Raw genomic sequence first — 17,887 nt, forward strand, 5'->3', positions numbered from 1 at the left:
CCATTTATGCAATTGTTTCGATGGATGCTAAAGTTGCAATTTTCGTAGCTAGTTTTTGCGAGCATGCTTGGAATAGCTACGAAGTGATTTTCTAGCTCCTACAAGTACGAAAATTCCTGCAAACACAGATGCAAACAAAGAATTCATGGCCATAGTCACTGAAGAACCAGTTTCAGGCAAATGCTTAGCAGAATTAGCTTGAATCTGCATTTTCAATGGCGCTTCATCTTGTTTCTTTACATCAAACGAATAATCTTGATTCTTTGTATATTCTTGCCCATGCGAAGGAACAAAATCTGTAATAGGCGTAGAATCTGGAGCTGGAGTTTGCTCTTCATCCGTCTCTGGCGCAGGATTTGGCGTTGGCGTTGGCACAGGCGTTGGAATCGGAGCAGGAGCTGGCTTAGGTGTATAAATAGCATAAACCGTCATATCACTTTTTACTGAAGTTTGATCAGTAAATATTTTGCTTTTATCCTTACCTGTAGAGTCGGCATTCCACTCTACAAAAGTATAACCTTCTTTAGATGGTGCCGATGGCATCATCTGACCTGCAACACTGTTTTCACTTATGCTTTTGCCTTCCTTAACTTGCACAGAAGCATAATTAGAATTATTGCCATCTACAAAGGTAACAGTGTAGATCTTAGCCTTAGGAACGATTTTGTAGGTAAAGTGCGAAATACCAATTATCCTAAATTGTCTGTTGATAATATCGTAAAACAGGCACTGACCTTCAAGTGTCCCAGGTTTTACTGCTATATATTTGCCTTCTTTATTCTTCTTAAAGTAAGATGAACTTTCAATTTGTACTGGACTACCGTTTTCTTTGAATCCTTCTATGACACTGATTGTATGATTAGAGTTTTCCTGCGTAATTGTAATAGGTCTCTTGTACTCGTCTCCAACTTCAATAGTGAAAGTTCCTGGATTCTGGTTATCGAATACAGAATCGCTTTTTTGTGGATTATTAGATGGATATAATTGATACTTTCCTAAGTTATCTTTTACTACAATTTCAGAAATTTTATTACCCTGGAAAGCAACACTACCAACTCCAGCAAGATAATACGGGTCAGCATCCGTATCGTGCTCTTTGCCAGTTCCATCAATTACACCTTCAAACACAACTTTTTCAATTTCATTAGCTACAAAAGCGCCATTATGTATTGAAATTACACTTTTCGGAATAGTAACAGTTCCCTTAATTTTATTCCAACCGAAAGCGCCATATTCTATAATCTTAAGAGACTGTGGAAGAGTTACGCCTTCAATATAAGTTTCGCCATCAATGTGTTCATGTTTATTTCCAACTTGTGTTGCACTTCCAGTAAAAGCACATTCATGAATAACTTCAATGCCTTCAGGAATAACTATGTGATGATTTTTCTTAAGCTTTGCAAGGCCTTTGGCATTAAGTCCTGGAACAATAACATTTTCTGTACCAGATGGTTTTCCATCATGATCAGTAACAGTAATATCTTTCCTGTACCCAATCTGTTTGCCGTCAGGGGTGATGTTAAAGTCATCACGCGTCCAAGTTAAAGATGCATCATCTGTAGTACTTGAATCAGTCGAAGCTTCCCTAGATTCTGCAGATTCAGGTACATTTATACTTCCACGATTACTTGTTGGAAGATTAGTATTGCTTACATCTATAAGAGTTTGCGTAATCTTATTAGTTTCAAAATTTTCAGTATCAGTTACAGATTCAGAAGTTTTAGCAGATTTAGCAGATTTTGTAGTTTCGTTAGTTTTTTCAGTTTCGTTAGAATTTGAAGAGTTAATACTTTCAGAAGGTTTTACGGAAGTGCTATCTAAAGCCCCCCCCCCGAGTGTATTAGAAGTTGCGGCAGAAGAATTTACAGACGTATTAGCACCAGAAGAAGCAGCTGACATTTCGGCAGCATTCGCACTTTGCGCTACGCAAAAAGCACACGCAGCAGTAGCAATACCCATCATAGCGCTAGTCAAAATTATATTAGTTCTCTTACTCATTTTTTCCTCTTGCAAAACCAACTCTTCTAAAATTATTAGCGATTAAAACAAATATAATACATGTGCTTAACAGTATTAGTTTGAATCTTCACATATTCTACAACTTATACTTTCAATAGCAACAAAATGTAACTAAACTCACAATAATCTTAATAATTATTACTTACCAAACAGATCAGAATGAGTGCCAGTGCGAGTCAAATATAATATAAGTTCATCATCTGCTATTTCGTAAACAAGCAGCCAATCAGGAGTTATATGACATTCTCGGCAACCATCATAATTACCAGCGAGTTTATGATCCTGATATTTTCCAGGAAGACTCACACCCGACGCAAGAATATCAACAACTTCTTCAAGCAAACTAATGTTATATCCACGTTTAATAGCCAGCTTCAAATCTTTTTTAAACATGCGCGACTGCGCAATACGATATTTCTTATAAACGCTCATAGACATTCTCGTGATTATCGCTACAGTCAATCATTGTCAATATCTTGCAAAAGTTCAGCAAATGAACCGTAAGTTTTTTTATTAGTATTAGCCTTAAGCTGTTTTACTTCCTGAATAGCTTCAATAGTATCTGCATTAGGAATATCATATTTAATAACCGATTGCATATATTTAACTAAATTGTTTTTTACACTATCTCCGCGTAATTTAACTACATGCTTATACTGGTTGTAAATATTGCGATCCATAACAAATGAGCATGTAACAGTATCTTGATTAGGCATTTAATATTCCTCCACAATTAATAACTCAAACAATAAAACCATCGATTTACAAACGATATAATTACTAAGTAGTATTACTAAGTAATTTTACTTAGTAATACTACTCAATAACTTAACTTGCATCAACATAAATAATTAACTGTTTTTAATTTTCGTGAAGATGCCTTAAGTCTGCTGCCAATGCCACAAGCCCAGAGAACAGCGAGGCAATTGCGGAAGCGAGAATTGTGGTTGCGGTTGAGCCAGTTTCAGGCAAATGCTTAGCAACGTGCTTAGGTTCCGGCGTTGGCCGCGAAGGAGCTGGCGCAGGTTCCGGCTCTGCTTCAGCAGGCGGCAGAATCGGATCTGGAGAAACAGGGATTGGCAATTCAGGAACTGGAACTGGATTTGGCTCCGGTTCTTGTTCAGGCTCCGGAGCTGGCGGATTAGATATATACGAACTATGCACAGAAATATTGCCACGCACAGTAGTATTTCCAGTGAACTTAGTACCTTTACCATCTTTCTCAGTAAACCAACCGTTAAAAGTAAAACCAGGCTTTGTAGGATCTTTAGGCATCGACTGATTTTTCAGTTCGTCACCATTAATTGAGCTACCCTTTTGAACTGCCACAGTCGTATACGGCTTACTGTCATCGCCATCGAAAAATGTTACAGTAGCAATCTTTCTTCTCAACACAAAAGTAACAACTTTTTGAGTAGAACTTGAGTTATCCTTATGAACCGCAATATTAAATTTCGCATCAATTGGAGCGCTATTAATATCTGCTGAATTTTCTGGTTCAACAACCCACTCATAGTTTGTAGGCGCTTCAGCAGCAGACTTTACGATGTAGTTTCCAGGAGACAAATAAGCAAAACCATTGGAAAGATAACCAGCAGCTTCACTAAGCAAAGCCGTATTTTTATTTGTTATCATTGATTGTAATGCGTTTAACTCTGGAGCTGCGCTAGACTCAGCTGACTTGAAATCACCCGCAATTTGCTTATTGCCAACGTAAAGTGCAAATTGCTTACCACTCTCGATCTTGTTTTGCAAATTTTTGTATCGCACAACAAGCTGAGTAGGAATCGGTCTAAAAGTCACATAATAATGCTTGACTGTTAACTGGTTATCATCCTTATCGCGCGCGATACCATAATCGTAGTTGCCAAAATTTTCAGTATTATCCTTGGTAAATTTGCCTCCATTAGGAGTATCAATATCGTTACTGTAATAAAGATAACCAGAGATGTTAGCGTTTTTAAGCTCTTCCATAGTTGGGCGCTTAATAGAATCTTTCTTGGGATCGCCTTCGTAGCTTAGAAGAGGCGTATACATATTTCTTACAACCTGATTATTACCAAACCTAACTTCGGAAATATTTTTCGCGTCAGACAAATCAGATAAATCCAACTTGATAAACGGTTTAGTAGAGAACTTATCAGTTTCACTAGCACTACGCTGAGGAATATTATCAGAAGCTGAAAGATTCATTGTTTTTCTGTACTTTAAATCGTCTACAAAATGGAATTGCGCACCACATTCTGGAACAAACGCGAAATATCCAGGAGCTCCAGAGGATTGTTCATGGTTAAGCCCTTCATAACCAAAAATAGCTTCATTATCAGCACTCCCCTCCATAACAACATGAATAAACGTTTGATTCTTTCTCATTTGAAATTTGATATTGGTTTTATCAGCTATATTGGATCCAATAAGCCTCCCATTTACCTCAAGCTTGTATGAAAGTTTTTCGTCAGGAGCTTTATTAAGGTCAAAATCTACTGATCCATCTGAGTTTTTTAATTCACGAGATGACCTGTATGGATAAAATTGGCCATCACCTGTATATACACCTTCTTTATCAACGCGTGGGACAAATATAAAAATATCAATTCTTCCAAGCCTGCCGCTATACGTGTTGATGATTTCATCAATACTTTTAGTATCACCAAATGCTTGACCATTCTTTACAGAAAAGTTCTTTCCATAAGCCGTATAAAAATTCTTTTGAATAAAAGGTAAAGGGCTAACAGATTTCGTTTTGTCCTGCAACTCTTTGACCTCGGCTGGTGTAATTACATTAGGGAACGGATTTTTTATATCCTTATCATTACTAAAATCGTATATGCCATCTTTATTAGGCTTAACTTCGCTTTGCTTATCGACATTAGCAGGCGACTCCACTGCCGCTTTATCTTCTTTTGCTGCTTTAACTGATTTTTGTGTATTTACTTCATCGTTTTTTGGTTTATCCGCATCAGTAGGATCATTTCCTTTATCAGCTTTGTTATCAGCAACAGAACCACTATAGTCGGAGGAAGATGTCAACCTAGTTTCACTACTAGAAGAATCAGCATTATCAAAGTTAGATTCATGATCTTCAGAATCAGACTTCTGTTTTCTAATAATTTCTTGTGACTGTTTAGAAGCATGTGACTGCGCCAAATCGCGCGACTTTGCAGATATATCATTCTGCACATTTTCTTGTGATTTTACAGATTTTTGTGACTTTGCTAAATCAACAGGGAAAGTACCTTCCCCCCCCCCATTAGAAAAATCAACACTAGTGACATTCTGCTTCACATCTGATGCAGAATTATTTTCAGATGCATTCGCAGCCTGAGCAATGCAAAAAGCGCAAGCAGCTGTAGCAATACTCATCATCGTCGTTGACAACACAATTGCAGTTTTTTTATTCATTTTCGCCTCTTTACTAAAAACTCATAAAATTACATAAATTGTACAAACAACCATTAAGCAAAGCTTAAATCCACAAAACTTATAAACACTTTTGATTATACAATAAATAAACATTAAATATAAGTAGACGCACACAATATTTGCTTGAAAGCAGATAATACGATAGCAACGAATTTCCCCCTGATATATAAAACATCAGAGGGAAATTATCAGCATTCGCTCAAAACATTCATAAATGCAATACTAATTTTTGCGTTTAGTTATTCCAGCAAGCAAACTAGAAAAACCAGCGAAAAGGGATATGATTGAAGTCACAAATGTTGAAGTTGCTGAAACACCGGTATCAGGCAAATGCTTAGCAGGAGCCTTAACATTATAATCCTCACCAGCATCAACAGCCTTAAAACGCTGAACAACAGAATACTCTGGATTCTCTGGAACAATCTCAGGAAGAGGAATCCACGAATCATCAGGCGCATCAGAAACATCAGTAACTGGAGTAGGCTCAGGCGCTGGAGTCGGAGATGGTGCAGGTGTAGGAATAGGAGGAGTTGGCTTCTTCTTCAATACAAAAGTAATAAATTGTAGAGAAGCAGTATTTCCAGTTTGAAGTCCAATATTAATATCTGCACTAGTTTTGGTATCCTGCTTATTTGAATCTACAACCCACTCGTACCCTTCAGGCGCTTGAGCTGTAGGTTTTACAGTATAGTTTCCTGGAATCAAATACACAGCACCGTTAGATAAGTAACCAGTAAAACCTTTAAGAAAAGTAGTGTCAGTTGACTTCATCATAGTGACTAAATCGTTTATACTACTGGCAACAATATCACCACTCGCAGCAGCAAATTGATTTCCAATTTGAGTATTCTTAGAATCTAAAAGCTCGTACTTTGCATTTGATTCAAATGTTCCATCAGACTTCTTATATTTGACGACCAACTGCGTAGGAATTGCTCTAAAAGTCACATAGTAGTGCTTTCTAGTAAGACGCTTAACAGGCTTGCCGTCCTTCATTTCGTACGCAAAAGAAAGATAGTGATTACCAGGATCTTCCTTAGTAGCATTATCGTTTGCAAACTCATGATTCTTGTTCTTAGGCTTATCAATGTCATTATCCCAATAAACATAGCCAGGAATTTTTGTGCCAGTAAGCTGAGCTAATGTAGGACGCTTTATATCAGTAGCTTTTGAATCTCCTTCGTACGAAAGAATAGGAGTTTTTAAATCTCCGCCAGTGCTGCGATAATATAAGGATGTATTGGTTTTAGTAACCTTACTGTCTATATCTTGTAATCCTTCAATCTCATAGAATGGCTTTGCAGACATAAGGTTAACTTTACTTTCATTTTTTTGAAGCGAAGTATGATAATCTGAATTTCCTCGCTGTTTTAACTTACCTTTCCCATCTACACCTTTAGGATTCATAGCTCTATATTGCAAATCATCAACAAAATGGAATTGAGCGTCTGTAGACACTACATATTCAGCTATTAAACTAGTGCGCTTATATCCGCCAGTGGTCATAGATACGCCACCATTCATAAGCACACGTTCGTTAAGCTCATTATCACTCGGACAAGTTAGTTCAAAGTAAAAATAATTATCTGTCGAATTTTTCTTAGCAACATTAATAAGAATTCTATTCTTAGAATCGTTTTTAAGCTCATGCCCATTTAGCTTAAAAGTTCCTTGATGAAAAACATATTTCACAGTTGAATCTGATCCGGAATAAACACTACCGTCAGACGCAATAATTCCATTTCGCGACTGATGCGCATCAAAAGTATAAAGTTGTATAGGATAAGCTAAATCTGCAAATTTAAAAACTGCATATATTTTGAACGTTCCTTTACCTTTAGGTAAAACTTTAGTGTTACTTATATCAACAGGTTTAGCGTTTTCATCACTCTCTGTAGAGTCAGGAATAAAGTATTCCTTGCTTATACTAACTTCACCTTTCTTAAACTCATCTTCAATTTCTTTATTAGAAATAAATTCAGGAAAAGGATTAGTTATTTTATTAGGATTTTTTACATAATCGTATGTGATACTGTCATCATCTTCGTCAACTTTCTTATAGTTAGCAGCAGTATCAAATACAGGCGTTTCCTCAGGAGCACTTCTATCTTCATCAACAGATTTAGCATGTTCTGAGGAAGTGCTATCTAAAGCCCCCCCCCGAGTGTATTAGAAGTTGCGGCAGAAGAATTTACAGACGTATTAGCACCAGAAGAAGCAGCTGACATTTCGGCAGCATTCGCACTTTGCGCCACGCAAAAAGCACACGCAGCAGTAGCAATACCCATCATAGCGCTAGTCAAAATTATATTAGTTCTCTTACTCATTTTTTCCTCTTGCAAAACCAACTCTTCTAAAATTATTAGCGATTAAAACAAATATAATACATGTGCTTAACAGTATTAGTTTGAATCTTCACATATTCTACAACTTACACTTTCAATAGCAATCAAATGTAACCAAACTCACAATAATCTTAATAAATCTTAAACCAAAACCAGCAAACAATCACACAAAAATATTTTCATACTAAACTTTTGCAAGTCCGAATCAATTTCATATGCATAAACGCCATTGCAGATAGCAAAATAATCAAATATGCTGGCAGCAAAGACATAGACACGTTTTGACCAATAAACCCAAAGATTGCAGGCATTAGCATTGATCCAATATATGCGCTAGCCATTTGCACGCCAACAATCGCTTGCGATTTATCAGCTCCAAAATAATGCGGTGTGGAATGAATAATGCATGGATAAATAGGCGCACAACCTAAACCAATAATCACAAATCCTGCAACCAATGCTATATGATTGGGCAATGGCAATAACAATACAATAATGCCTAAAATCATCACTAGTTGCCCAAGACGAATCATGGTTTCATCATTAAAACGCATTGTCAAAAATCCGCTTATAAATCGTCCTGCTGTAATACCAACATAAAATAAACTTGCCCAACCCGCTGCAACAACGCGGCTAACTCCCCCATACAAAACCATGTAACTACTAGCCCATAATCCTGCAGTTTGTTCAATAGCGCAGTAACAGAAAAACATTATAAAAATATTTTTAGCTCCAGGAATGCGCAAAACTTCTGCAAAAGATAGAGTTTTAGAATATTCTTTAGATATCTGAATAGGTTTTAGTAATTTATGCGATTTACGATTATTCCACAATGGCAAACTTACAAACAATATTACAGTTAATATAACTTGAACAATAGCAATATATTGATACCCTGCAGACCATCCAAATCCGCAAGAAAGCGCAAAACCCATAACGTAAGGCCCAGCTGAAGCTCCAATACCCCACATGCAGTGAAGCCAGCTCATATGACGGCTTTCGTAGTGCAAAGCAACATAGTTGTTAAGAGCAGCGTCTACTCCTCCAGCACCAAGTCCGTACGGAATTGCCAGAAAAATAAGCACAAGGTAATTCGGCGCAAAAGAAAAACCCAATAATGACAACGCAGTTAAAGCAACAGATACAGAAGTAACTTTTCCTACGCCAAATCGCTTAGTTATTCTGTCACTCAATAGAGCAGACACAATAGTTCCTGCAGAAATAACCATTGATATTCCGCCAGCCCAAGAAATTTGCGCGCCAATATCGTGGCTCATAGTCGGCCAAGCAGATCCTAAAAGAGCATCTGGCAAACCCAAGCTAATAAATGCTAAATAGATAATTGCAAGAAGAAGGTTAATCATATTCACATATCAATTCATCAAACGAGTTATAAGTTTTTGTATTAGGATTTAGGTAGGATTAAAAAACGCCAGCACTATAACATTTACAAATTGTTTTTCTCACTAGATTCGTGCATCTCATCAAGCAAATCTTGAACCAAATATCCGTCGCTCATACAATGCATATCCGAAATACCATTACGCATCAAATCGTAAGTAACAGAATGGTAAAACACGTCAAGCGCCTGCTCATAACTCAACCCAGCACGCTCAGCCAGAAGACTTACAACCCTAGCATACTTCTTTTGCAACAAAATAGGATTCGCCATCAAAATCCATCACTCCCCTAAAAACTTACTATTTACACACTCGCTTTTTATGTATGTAAGACACAAATCAATAGCTTTCTGACTTCTAAAACATATTTGATTATTAGGCTTTTCATATTTTAGTCTGCCTAAAGCTTCAGACTTAGTAATTAAATCATCAAACAACAATTCAAGTGTGTTATAAACCTTATCGTTTGCCACACCGCCAATTACCACTTCAAAACTACTTGTATCATTTCCAGTACGAGCACTAAGTATGAAATTAAGCCATTCTTCAGAATATGAATCAAACTTAAGAACAGATAATTCACTAAGCACATCATCGTCAAAATTATAAGAAGAAACAAACGCATCATTGCCTTTGCGAATAAATTTCTTCGCCCAATTATCAGCCTGGCTACGTATTGATGTAACGTAGAATCCTGCGCCAAAATCAACATCTTTACGCGAATGCAATACATCTGGAAATTCAACAGGCATAAAAGAACCGTGATAAACAATCATACTTTTACACATTTTTCGCGCATGAAGGAAATAATATCGTTTGTAATATACTCTTTGCCTTGAGTGTGCAAAACGTCATAAGATGGAATAATATAAGACATAAGAATATTACTCTTCTTAGTCAAAGCATCATACGTATCGCGAGGGTTTTGATTAAGCTTCTTAGCAACATTTTCAATACAAAATATTGCAAAATCAAGCTTATCCTTGTCAAAGACTTCCTGCTTATTACCAACCATAAAACCCTCCTTTTTAAGATAAAGTACAATAGAACACTGACTACAAAGTAATAATTCTTAAAACAAGCTTTTAATACAGTTTACATCAAAAATTACACATGCAATAAGGCTTCTAACTTGATGCTATAAAACATTAATCAGAAGCCTTATTCCAATATTCTTAATTCTTATACGCGATTATATTCGAGTTTCGCATTTAATGCTTGCGGCGAGACTTGAACATAGACAAACCAAAACCAGCAAACAAAGACTCAAACAAAGACTCAAACAATGGTGCAACACCAACACCAGTATCAGGCAAATGCTTGGCAGCATGCTTAGCTTCAGGCTGCTTTTGCTGTTCCGGCTGCTCAGGCTGATCAGGAGCTGGCGCTGGCTCAAGTTCCTGCTCAGGCTCAGGAACAGGAACCGGTGTTGGCTCTGGCTCTGGTGGGGTCGGTGGCGTTGGCTTCTTAGTAACAGTTACTGTGGCAGATGCTGTTGCAGTAGCGCCACCATTATCTGTTACACTAAACGTAATCTTATAGGAGCCAACTTTAGTATTATCAAAACCACCGTTATCGGTTAGCTTTACCTTACTGGTTATATCACCATCTTCCGGATCTTTAGCAGACACTATAAGACTATTCAAATCAATCGAATCGCCTTCAGTAATCGTTTTATCTTGCAAAGTAAGCGTTGGAGCAACATTCATAACAGTCGCATTCAAATCATAAATAGCATAAACTGTCATATCGCCTGTTACTGGTGTGGCAGCACTAAATTCCTTGGTTTTATCTTTACCGGTTTCGTCCGTGCTCCAACCTCTAAATGTATAACCCGTTTTAGAAGGATTAGCAGGCATAGACTGATCAATCCACTCATCGCTATTAATAGATTTACCTTCTTGCACTTTTACTTTCGCATACTCACTGCCCTCATTCATAAAAGTAACTGTATGATCAGCTTCTTTTATCCACTTTGGGAACACAACGAATGTGTGGTTTGTAGTGCAATATTGTGTACCTAGTTTACTTCCAAACGTATTTACACCCTTGCTATCTCTAATCACAGCAAATAAATATGGGTAGGTAGTAGTTTGTTCGTTAAATGGTACATAGTCAACAGTTGTGTTATCTATTATCTTTTTATCGTCATCAAACATACGGTCATACGACGTATACGGTTTGCCGTTTTTCTTTTTAGCAACATAGAACTGCCAACCAACAAACTTGTAACCTGCTTTTGTAGGATTAGTTGTCGGGAACTGAATAACATTATCTTTTACACGAAGACGTTCAAATATATTGTCCGTGGTGTAAGTAAACTTCCAGTTACCATCAGATCGATAGTTTCCGTCATCCTTTTTTGGCTGCTCATACGAGAAACACTTATCTGCTACCGACTCATCCTTAGCATACACAATTTCCAAGGCATTTAGACGGAAATATTTATTGTGGGATTGCTTATCCTTTGCTTTGGATGGTTCCCACGTAAAATACGATACATCATCTTCAAATACAGCGGACTCATTAGCCTCAACGTTATTGTACGTAACGTAATACGGGCTTGGAATTGTGCTATTTACCACTGACACCTCGTAAGTATGGCTTGAATCATAGCTACCCAAACTTTTCGTTGCACTAGTAGCAGTATCAGGATCATAGGTGCCAGCAGTCGTCACTACCGCCTTACTGGTATCAGTTAAATCTTTTATTTGAAACTGAATATTAGCAAACGCCTTCTTTACATCTTGTCTACTTGAGCCTAGCGTAGAACCAAAATCCCAACTCTCAAAATTCAGTTGACCAAAATCGCTATTACCATTAATCAATGCATTGTTATTATCTTTGTTCATGGTTTCCCAGCAAAGACTTACTCTAAGCTCGGTTGTTTGTGTTTGAGGTTTAGGAGTTTGATTAGGATCTGGATTACCACTAGCAAAAAGCGCTTGATTAAAAATTGTTGGTGAAATTTGAGCTTCCTCACCTTTAGACTTTGAATCAATGTTTGATTCAGTCTCTGTATCAGTATTTTCAACAGAATCTACATTAGATTTAGCGGTAGTCTTAACGACAGTGTTTACATTAGTCTTTGTATCAAGCTTGACATCAGACTTTGCATCAGACTTTACGCTACTCTTAGTTTCAAGCTTGGATTCAGTTTTTGTATTAGAATTTGGTTTCGAATTCGTTTCAGGTTTTATATTATCTTTATCAGAAGAATCAGAAGGATCAGAAGACTTTATGCCATTTGTCTCAGAAGAATTGGTTTCTTGAGAAGAAGTATTTTCAATTGGGGGGGGGGTAGTAACTTTTGCAGTGGAAGTGCCAGAATCCACGTAAGTATCAGCAGCATTCGCGGTCTGCGCCATGCAAAAAGCGCAAGCCGCAGTAGCAATACTCATCATCGTAGTCGATAATAAAATCACAGTTTTCTTGTTCATTTTTCCCTCTTATAAAACAAATTTTAAGAAAATCAGTAAATGCAAAATCCCAGACTCACTTCCACTATTGAAGCAAACCTGCATTCGCAATTATATCATAAAATCATTATAACTTAACTAAATGTCATAATGTAATTACAATTCAAAATTTGTCATACACATCATGCAATGCGAAGAAAATTACAAATATTAAGTAACTTAACGCGCAAGTAAAACAAAATCAGGTATCGATTTTGGAACGATCAAAGTCGTCTGCGTTATCAACAATAAACTGCTTGCGCGGAGGAACATCATCGCCCATCAGCAAATCGAATACTTCGCTCGCCTGCTGAGCATCTTCCATACGAATCCTTCTTAACATGCGAGTTCTAGGGTCCATAGTGGTGTCTGCAAGCTGATCCGCATCCATCTCACCCAAGCCCTTGTAGCGCTGAATATCGCTGTTAAAATCAATGCCCTTAGCTTGCAAGTCATCAAGCTTTCCAGCCAATTCGTCATCGGAATACGTGTAAATATACTCGCCTTTGCGCTTTCCAGCGAGCGCAATCCTGTGAAGCGGAGGCACTGCAGCATAAACGTGCCCGTACTCAATAAGCGGACGCATATAACGATAGAACAGCGTTAGCAACAAAATACGAATGTGCGCACCATCAACATCAGCATCTGTCATCATAACAATCTTGTTATAACGCGCTTGCGAAATATCAAAACTTGCGCCCGACCCTGCTCCAACAACCTGAATAATTGCAGCACACTCTTTGTTAGAGAGCATTTGAGCAAGACTTGCTTTTTGAACGTTCAAAATCTTACCGCGTATTGGCAAAAGCGCTTGGAAAGCAGAGTTTCTAGCAGCTTTTGCAGTACCAAGCGCAGAATCGCCCTCAACGATGAAAAGTTCTGCAACATCGTCGTTTCCAGGCTGGCAATCAGAAAGCTTCGGCGGCATAGAAGCAGACTCAAGCGCATTCTTTCTGCGAGTAACTTCCTTAGTTTTACGCGCTTGAATACGCGCATGCATCTCGGAAACAATTTTCTCTAAAACTCTAGCAGACTGCTCTTTGAATCCTCGCTTAGACCCACTAATCATCTCGCCGAATTGAGCATCCGTCATTTTTGTAACGATTGGCTTAACTTGAGCAGTTCCAAGAACATCTTTAGTTTGACCCTGGAATTGAGGCTCTGCTATGCGAACTGTTACAACAGCAACCATTCCAGCTAGAATATCGTCTCGCTCAATCTTAGTGTTTGAATCTTTAAGATTGACTTTAAGTTTTCTAGCATTGTCTTCAACAGCCTTGCGGATTTGCTTAGTCAATCCTTGCAAGAATCCGTCTACGTGCATGCCTCCGCCAGGAGTTTCAACAACGTTCACAAAGCTAACAATCGTTGAATCGTAGCCGTTTACCCATCGCATTGCAATGTCAACACCGCACTTACGCGTCACTTGTTGAGCATGCAAATCTCCAGCAGAATCAACAGCTTGCGTTTCTTCTACATACGTATCTTCGCCAGAAATACGCCAAATATCGGAGATTGCTTGACCTTTTGAAAGAAAGTCAACGAAATCTTTTACTCCGCCATTATGCAAAAATTCAACAACTCTAGGATGATGATTATTTTGCAATTCTCTAGCAGACTCACTATTTGCAACAGATTGTTCGGTGGATTCTTCTGATTCTTCGGATTCTTCGGATTCGCTATCAATTTCGCCATCGGATTCAACTTCCGATTCGCCATCAGATTCAGATTCTTCTGATTCATATTCAGATTGATTTAGCTCATTAGATTCATTATCTACGGTTGCTTGCGATTCATCCTTAAAAGCCAAATCATCTGTTAAATCACTAGTATTAGCATTCGCATCATCACTAGCGCTAACATCAATCTCTTGAATATCGCTAAATTCGCCTTCTGGAACATGCTCATCAATAACAGTAATGCGCAATCCTGGAATCAAAAAACTGGTTTGACGAACTCTGTCAATCAACTGTTCGTAACTAAAGCGAGCTGTTGAATTAAAAATCTCAGGATCCGCCCAATATCGAACTCGAGTACCAGTAGTTTTTGGCGAAACTGTGCCAATAATCTCAAGCTCAGTAGGCTTGTTCTTACGCGTGCGCTTGAACGGAGAAGCAGGAGACGGATTTTCTGGATCTGCATCGCTATAAACACCAGGATGCCCCTGATGGAAAGCCATATGATGCGTTTTTCCGTCTCTATCTACTTCTACGTCTAATCGCAAGCTCAACGCATTTACAACAGAAGAGCCAACACCATGCAATCCGCCTGCAGCATTGTACGAAGCGTTACCAAACTTTGCTCCAGCGTGAAGCTTAGTTAGAACAACTTCAACGCCAGTAAGCTTTGTTTTTGGCTCCACGTCTACTGGAATACCGCGACCATTATCCGCAACTTCAATAGAACCATCGTTGTGAAGAGTAACAATAATATGATTGCAAGCACCAGCTAAAGCCTCATCAACCGCATTATCAATAATCTCCCAAAGGCAATGCATTAAGCCTTGACTGTCTGTAGTGCCAATATACATACCTGGGCGCTTACGAACAGCATCCAAGCCTTCAAGCACGGTCAAACTATCGGCATCATATTGCTCTTGCTCTTTAAGAGAAGCCACTTTTACTCCTTATACAACAACAATTAAAGCTACTAGAGCGTATCTAATAACAAATCACTGATCTAAGAAGTCACGCAAGGTTTGCGACCTAGAAGGATGACGCAACTTAGACATAGTCTTAGACTCGATTTGACGAATGCGTTCGCGAGTAACGCCATACACGCGACCAATATCGTCCAAAGTCTTAGGCTGTCCATCTTCCAAACCGTAGCGCATTTTAATAACACCAGCTTCTCTAGGAGCCAGAGTTTCCAAAACTTGCCTAAACTGCTCTTGAAGAAGCGAGAATGCTACTGCATCCGAAGGTGCGATTGCATCGGTATCTTCAATCAAATCACCAAACTCAGAATCGCCGTCTTCACCCAAAGGAGTGTGCAAAGAAATAGGCTCACGACCATACTTTTGCACTTCTTGCACCTTTTCTACAGGCATATCAAGCTCGCGTGCAAGCTCATCTGGCGTAGGCTCGCGACCCAAGTCTTGAAGCATTTGACGCTGAACTCTAGAAAGCTTATTAATAACTTCCACCATATGCACTGGAACTCGAATTGTACGAGCCTGATCTGCCATAGCACGCGTAATCGCCTGACGAATCCACCAAGTTGCGTAGGTTGAGAACTTAAAGCCCTTCTTCCAATCGAACTTTTCTACTGCACGAATTAAACCAAGGTTACCTTCCTGAATTAAATCAAGGAAAAGCATGCCCCTGCCCGTATACCTTTTAGCAAGAGAAACAACAAGTCGTAAGTTTGCTTCTAGAAGATGATCTTTAGCTTTCTTACCATCTGCTGCAGCCCACTTAAGCTCGCGCTTGCGCTTAAACTCCATTTGGTCGATTTGCGTATCGAGCAAATGCTGAGCATATAAGCCAGCTTCGATTCGCTCCGACAAATCAACTTCCTGCTCTGCGTTAAGAAGGCTAACGCGACCAATCTGCTTTAAGTAGTCTTTAACAGGGTCTGCCGTAGCACCAGTAGCAATTACGCGACGCTTTGGGTTTCCAGAAGGCGTAAGATTATCGTCATCGTCGTCATCGCGAACAATAAAAGCGCCTTTTGCTTGAGGAACTTGCGGAGCTTCTGGCTTATTTTCTTCGCTGTCTTCGCTATCTTCGTCTTCAGAAATATCGTCTAAATCATTAATGTCGTCATCATCATCCAAGTCGTCTACGTCGTCTACATCAAGATCATCGTGAATTTCATCAAAATCTTCTAAATCCATGCGATCTTCGTCTGGATCCATTGGCGCATCAACATTAACGTCAACATCTTGAGCGTCAACGTTTTCATCAATCTTAAAGTCTTGTTGTTCTTCTTTGCTCGTCTTGGAATCGACACTTGCTTTATTTTCGCTCGCCAAACTTTTCCTCCTGTAGATTCCCCGCTAACACAAAGTAATCAGCCAAAATAGGGTATTTAATTTTGCTATACCCTAAAGGCACTCTACTATACCATAAAGGTACAGTTATGGCAAGGGCAACTTTTCATTAAGAAGTTAATCATCTTCTAAGGACGATTCCTTATTACTTTCTTCTTGCGGCGTGGCGAATTTTTTACACCACGCTGGCTCTACATGATTCCTATATGCGTTATCTACTATTCTAACCATTGAGCAATCAGGATCTATATCTAACGCCATTTCAACATATTTTTCAACATCACCCAGCCTAAACCACCAACTTATATAGCACATTAAAGCGTAAACTTGCACTTTTAACTCTGGGATTCCATCTACAACACAAGCCATAGCTTTTAGTAGATTTACAACGTCTAACGCTTTGCAAATATCTGGAAGCTCGTGCTCTTCGTTAAATTTTTCTTCTAGAAAACATCTTAAATCCTTAGATATTTCTTTTGTTCTAGGCTCAAAAGCTAGAGTCAGCAACGAATCAATATTGTAGTACTCCCCTTTAGAATCCAATAAATCTACAAGCAAAGTGTCTCGAACGTTAATATTGTCAAACATTGCAATCGGAAGCATTATAAGGTCGTAGCCAACAATATTTCCTTCTTTTTTGAAAATCATATTATGCCAGTTGCGTATTGATTGATTTGCAAAAATATCAAAAGCCGAGAATGCTTCCTGCTTACATTTAACATCTAAATCTCTGTTTATGTAATCAATATACTTTTCAAAAAATTCTGGAGCTAAAGATCTAAGATTTTCAATCCAATTATCGCTGTAATCATGATGATTGTTAACATAATCTTTAGTAATGTCTAAAACTGCTATGCACTCTTTTGGAATATTATTAAAATCCACCTTTTCTATTGTTTTTCCAGCAACACAGCTCATAGCAAAATACTCTTCGGAGTTGTTACAAATCATACTTGCAGCATAAAGATTTGTCATCTCCTTAAAAGTTGAATATTCATGATCTTTGTCTTCAAAAAATTGCGTTTCGTTGATTTCGCAACCTTTAGATTCGTTTTTTAATGTTTTCATAATTCCTCCCTTATTATGTTTGTTATTTTTTATTTTTTATTTGTTATTTGTTATTTGTTATTCGATATTCGTTATTCATTACTCGATACTTGCTGTATTGATTTCGCTGTTTCTTTTAACTTTGTAAATAAGAGTTTTGCATTACAAAAGCGATAACGCAATAAAAACTAAGCAATGTGG

At 38.2% G+C, this 17,887-nt stretch carries 12 protein-coding genes and 1 pseudogene; all 13 read right to left on the reverse strand.

Features of this window, described 5'->3' with window-relative positions:
- Positions 1 to 48: 48 nt before the first annotated feature.
- The 13 genes and pseudogenes from NYP67_RS06240 to NYP67_RS06300 all read right to left on the reverse strand — a co-directional run bounded on the left by NYP67_RS06240 (position 49) and on the right by NYP67_RS06300 (position 17,707).
- Positions 49 to 1,998, reverse strand: a complete 1,950-nt coding sequence (locus tag NYP67_RS06240; RefSeq protein WP_415697628.1) for an InlB B-repeat-containing protein — start codon at positions 1,996 to 1,998, stop codon at positions 49 to 51.
- Positions 1,999 to 2,157: 159 nt separating this feature from the next.
- The gene (locus NYP67_RS06245; protein ID WP_004132121.1) at positions 2,158 to 2,451 is read right to left on the reverse strand and encodes a type II toxin-antitoxin system YafQ family toxin; all 294 of its coding nucleotides are present in this window, start codon (positions 2,449 to 2,451) and stop codon (positions 2,158 to 2,160) included.
- Between the two features lie 26 nt (positions 2,452 to 2,477).
- Positions 2,478 to 2,735, reverse strand: a complete 258-nt coding sequence (locus NYP67_RS06250; RefSeq protein WP_018622968.1) for a hypothetical protein — start codon at positions 2,733 to 2,735, stop codon at positions 2,478 to 2,480.
- Between the two features lie 145 nt (positions 2,736 to 2,880).
- A complete protein-coding gene (locus tag NYP67_RS06255; RefSeq protein WP_473411294.1) occupies positions 2,881 to 5,421 on the reverse strand; it encodes an InlB B-repeat-containing protein in 2,541 nt (846 codons plus the stop codon).
- 243 nt (positions 5,422 to 5,664) lie between these two features.
- Positions 5,665 to 7,769: pseudogene (locus NYP67_RS06260) on the reverse strand (cell surface protein).
- Between the two features lie 197 nt (positions 7,770 to 7,966).
- Positions 7,967 to 9,151, reverse strand: coding sequence for an MFS transporter (locus NYP67_RS06265; protein ID WP_473411306.1), 1,185 nt, complete (start codon positions 9,149 to 9,151; stop codon positions 7,967 to 7,969).
- Between the two features lie 83 nt (positions 9,152 to 9,234).
- The gene (locus NYP67_RS06270; protein ID WP_004132107.1) at positions 9,235 to 9,459 is read right to left on the reverse strand and encodes a DUF3791 domain-containing protein; all 225 of its coding nucleotides are present in this window, start codon (positions 9,457 to 9,459) and stop codon (positions 9,235 to 9,237) included.
- Positions 9,460 to 9,468: 9 nt separating this feature from the next.
- Complete coding sequence (locus NYP67_RS06275) at positions 9,469 to 9,939, reverse strand: DUF3990 domain-containing protein (RefSeq protein ID WP_230472040.1); 471 nt, start codon at positions 9,937 to 9,939, stop codon at positions 9,469 to 9,471.
- Positions 9,940 to 9,959: 20 nt separating this feature from the next.
- The gene (locus tag NYP67_RS06280; RefSeq protein WP_020758557.1) at positions 9,960 to 10,202 is read right to left on the reverse strand and encodes a DUF3791 domain-containing protein; all 243 of its coding nucleotides are present in this window, start codon (positions 10,200 to 10,202) and stop codon (positions 9,960 to 9,962) included.
- A 196-nt stretch (positions 10,203 to 10,398) separates the two neighbouring features.
- Positions 10,399 to 12,627: an InlB B-repeat-containing protein gene (locus tag NYP67_RS06285; protein ID WP_473411295.1), complete on the reverse strand. Its 2,229-nt coding sequence runs from the start codon at positions 12,625 to 12,627 to the stop codon at positions 10,399 to 10,401.
- 220 nt (positions 12,628 to 12,847) lie between these two features.
- Positions 12,848 to 15,262: a DNA gyrase/topoisomerase IV subunit B gene (locus NYP67_RS06290; RefSeq protein WP_415694819.1), complete on the reverse strand. Its 2,415-nt coding sequence runs from the start codon at positions 15,260 to 15,262 to the stop codon at positions 12,848 to 12,850.
- A gap of 54 nt (positions 15,263 to 15,316) precedes the next feature.
- On the reverse strand, positions 15,317 to 16,621 hold the full coding sequence (locus NYP67_RS06295; RefSeq protein ID WP_115757643.1) for an RNA polymerase sigma factor: 1,305 nt from the start codon (positions 16,619 to 16,621) through the stop codon (positions 15,317 to 15,319).
- 135 nt (positions 16,622 to 16,756) lie between these two features.
- Positions 16,757 to 17,707 (reverse strand): hypothetical protein, encoded by a 951-nt coding sequence (locus NYP67_RS06300; RefSeq protein ID WP_115794201.1) that lies wholly within the window; start codon positions 17,705 to 17,707, stop codon positions 16,757 to 16,759.
- Positions 17,708 to 17,887 lie beyond the last annotated feature (180 nt).

The sequence above is a fragment of the Gardnerella sp. c23Ub_4 genome (assembly GCF_055804115.1).

Bases quoted from the DNA above. Each gene is read 5' to 3' on its own strand.
- NYP67_RS06240 (WP_415697628.1), bottom strand. From the start codon at position 1,998: ATGAGTAAGAGAACTAATATAATTTTGACTAGCGCTATGATGGGTATT.
- NYP67_RS06245 (WP_004132121.1), bottom strand. From the start codon at position 2,451: ATGAGCGTTTATAAGAAATATCGTATTGCGCAGTCGCGCATGTTTAAA.
- NYP67_RS06250 (WP_018622968.1), bottom strand. From the start codon at position 2,735: ATGCCTAATCAAGATACTGTTACATGCTCATTTGTTATGGATCGCAAT.
- NYP67_RS06255 (WP_473411294.1), bottom strand. From the start codon at position 5,421: ATGAATAAAAAAACTGCAATTGTGTTGTCAACGACGATGATGAGTATT.
- NYP67_RS06265 (WP_473411306.1), bottom strand. From the start codon at position 9,151: ATGATTAACCTTCTTCTTGCAATTATCTATTTAGCATTTATTAGCTTG.
- NYP67_RS06270 (WP_004132107.1), bottom strand. From the start codon at position 9,459: ATGGCGAATCCTATTTTGTTGCAAAAGAAGTATGCTAGGGTTGTAAGT.
- NYP67_RS06275 (WP_230472040.1), bottom strand. From the start codon at position 9,939: ATGCCTGTTGAATTTCCAGATGTATTGCATTCGCGTAAAGATGTTGAT.
- NYP67_RS06280 (WP_020758557.1), bottom strand. From the start codon at position 10,202: ATGGTTGGTAATAAGCAGGAAGTCTTTGACAAGGATAAGCTTGATTTT.
- NYP67_RS06285 (WP_473411295.1), bottom strand. From the start codon at position 12,627: ATGAACAAGAAAACTGTGATTTTATTATCGACTACGATGATGAGTATT.
- NYP67_RS06300 (WP_115794201.1), bottom strand. From the start codon at position 17,707: ATGAAAACATTAAAAAACGAATCTAAAGGTTGCGAAATCAACGAAACG.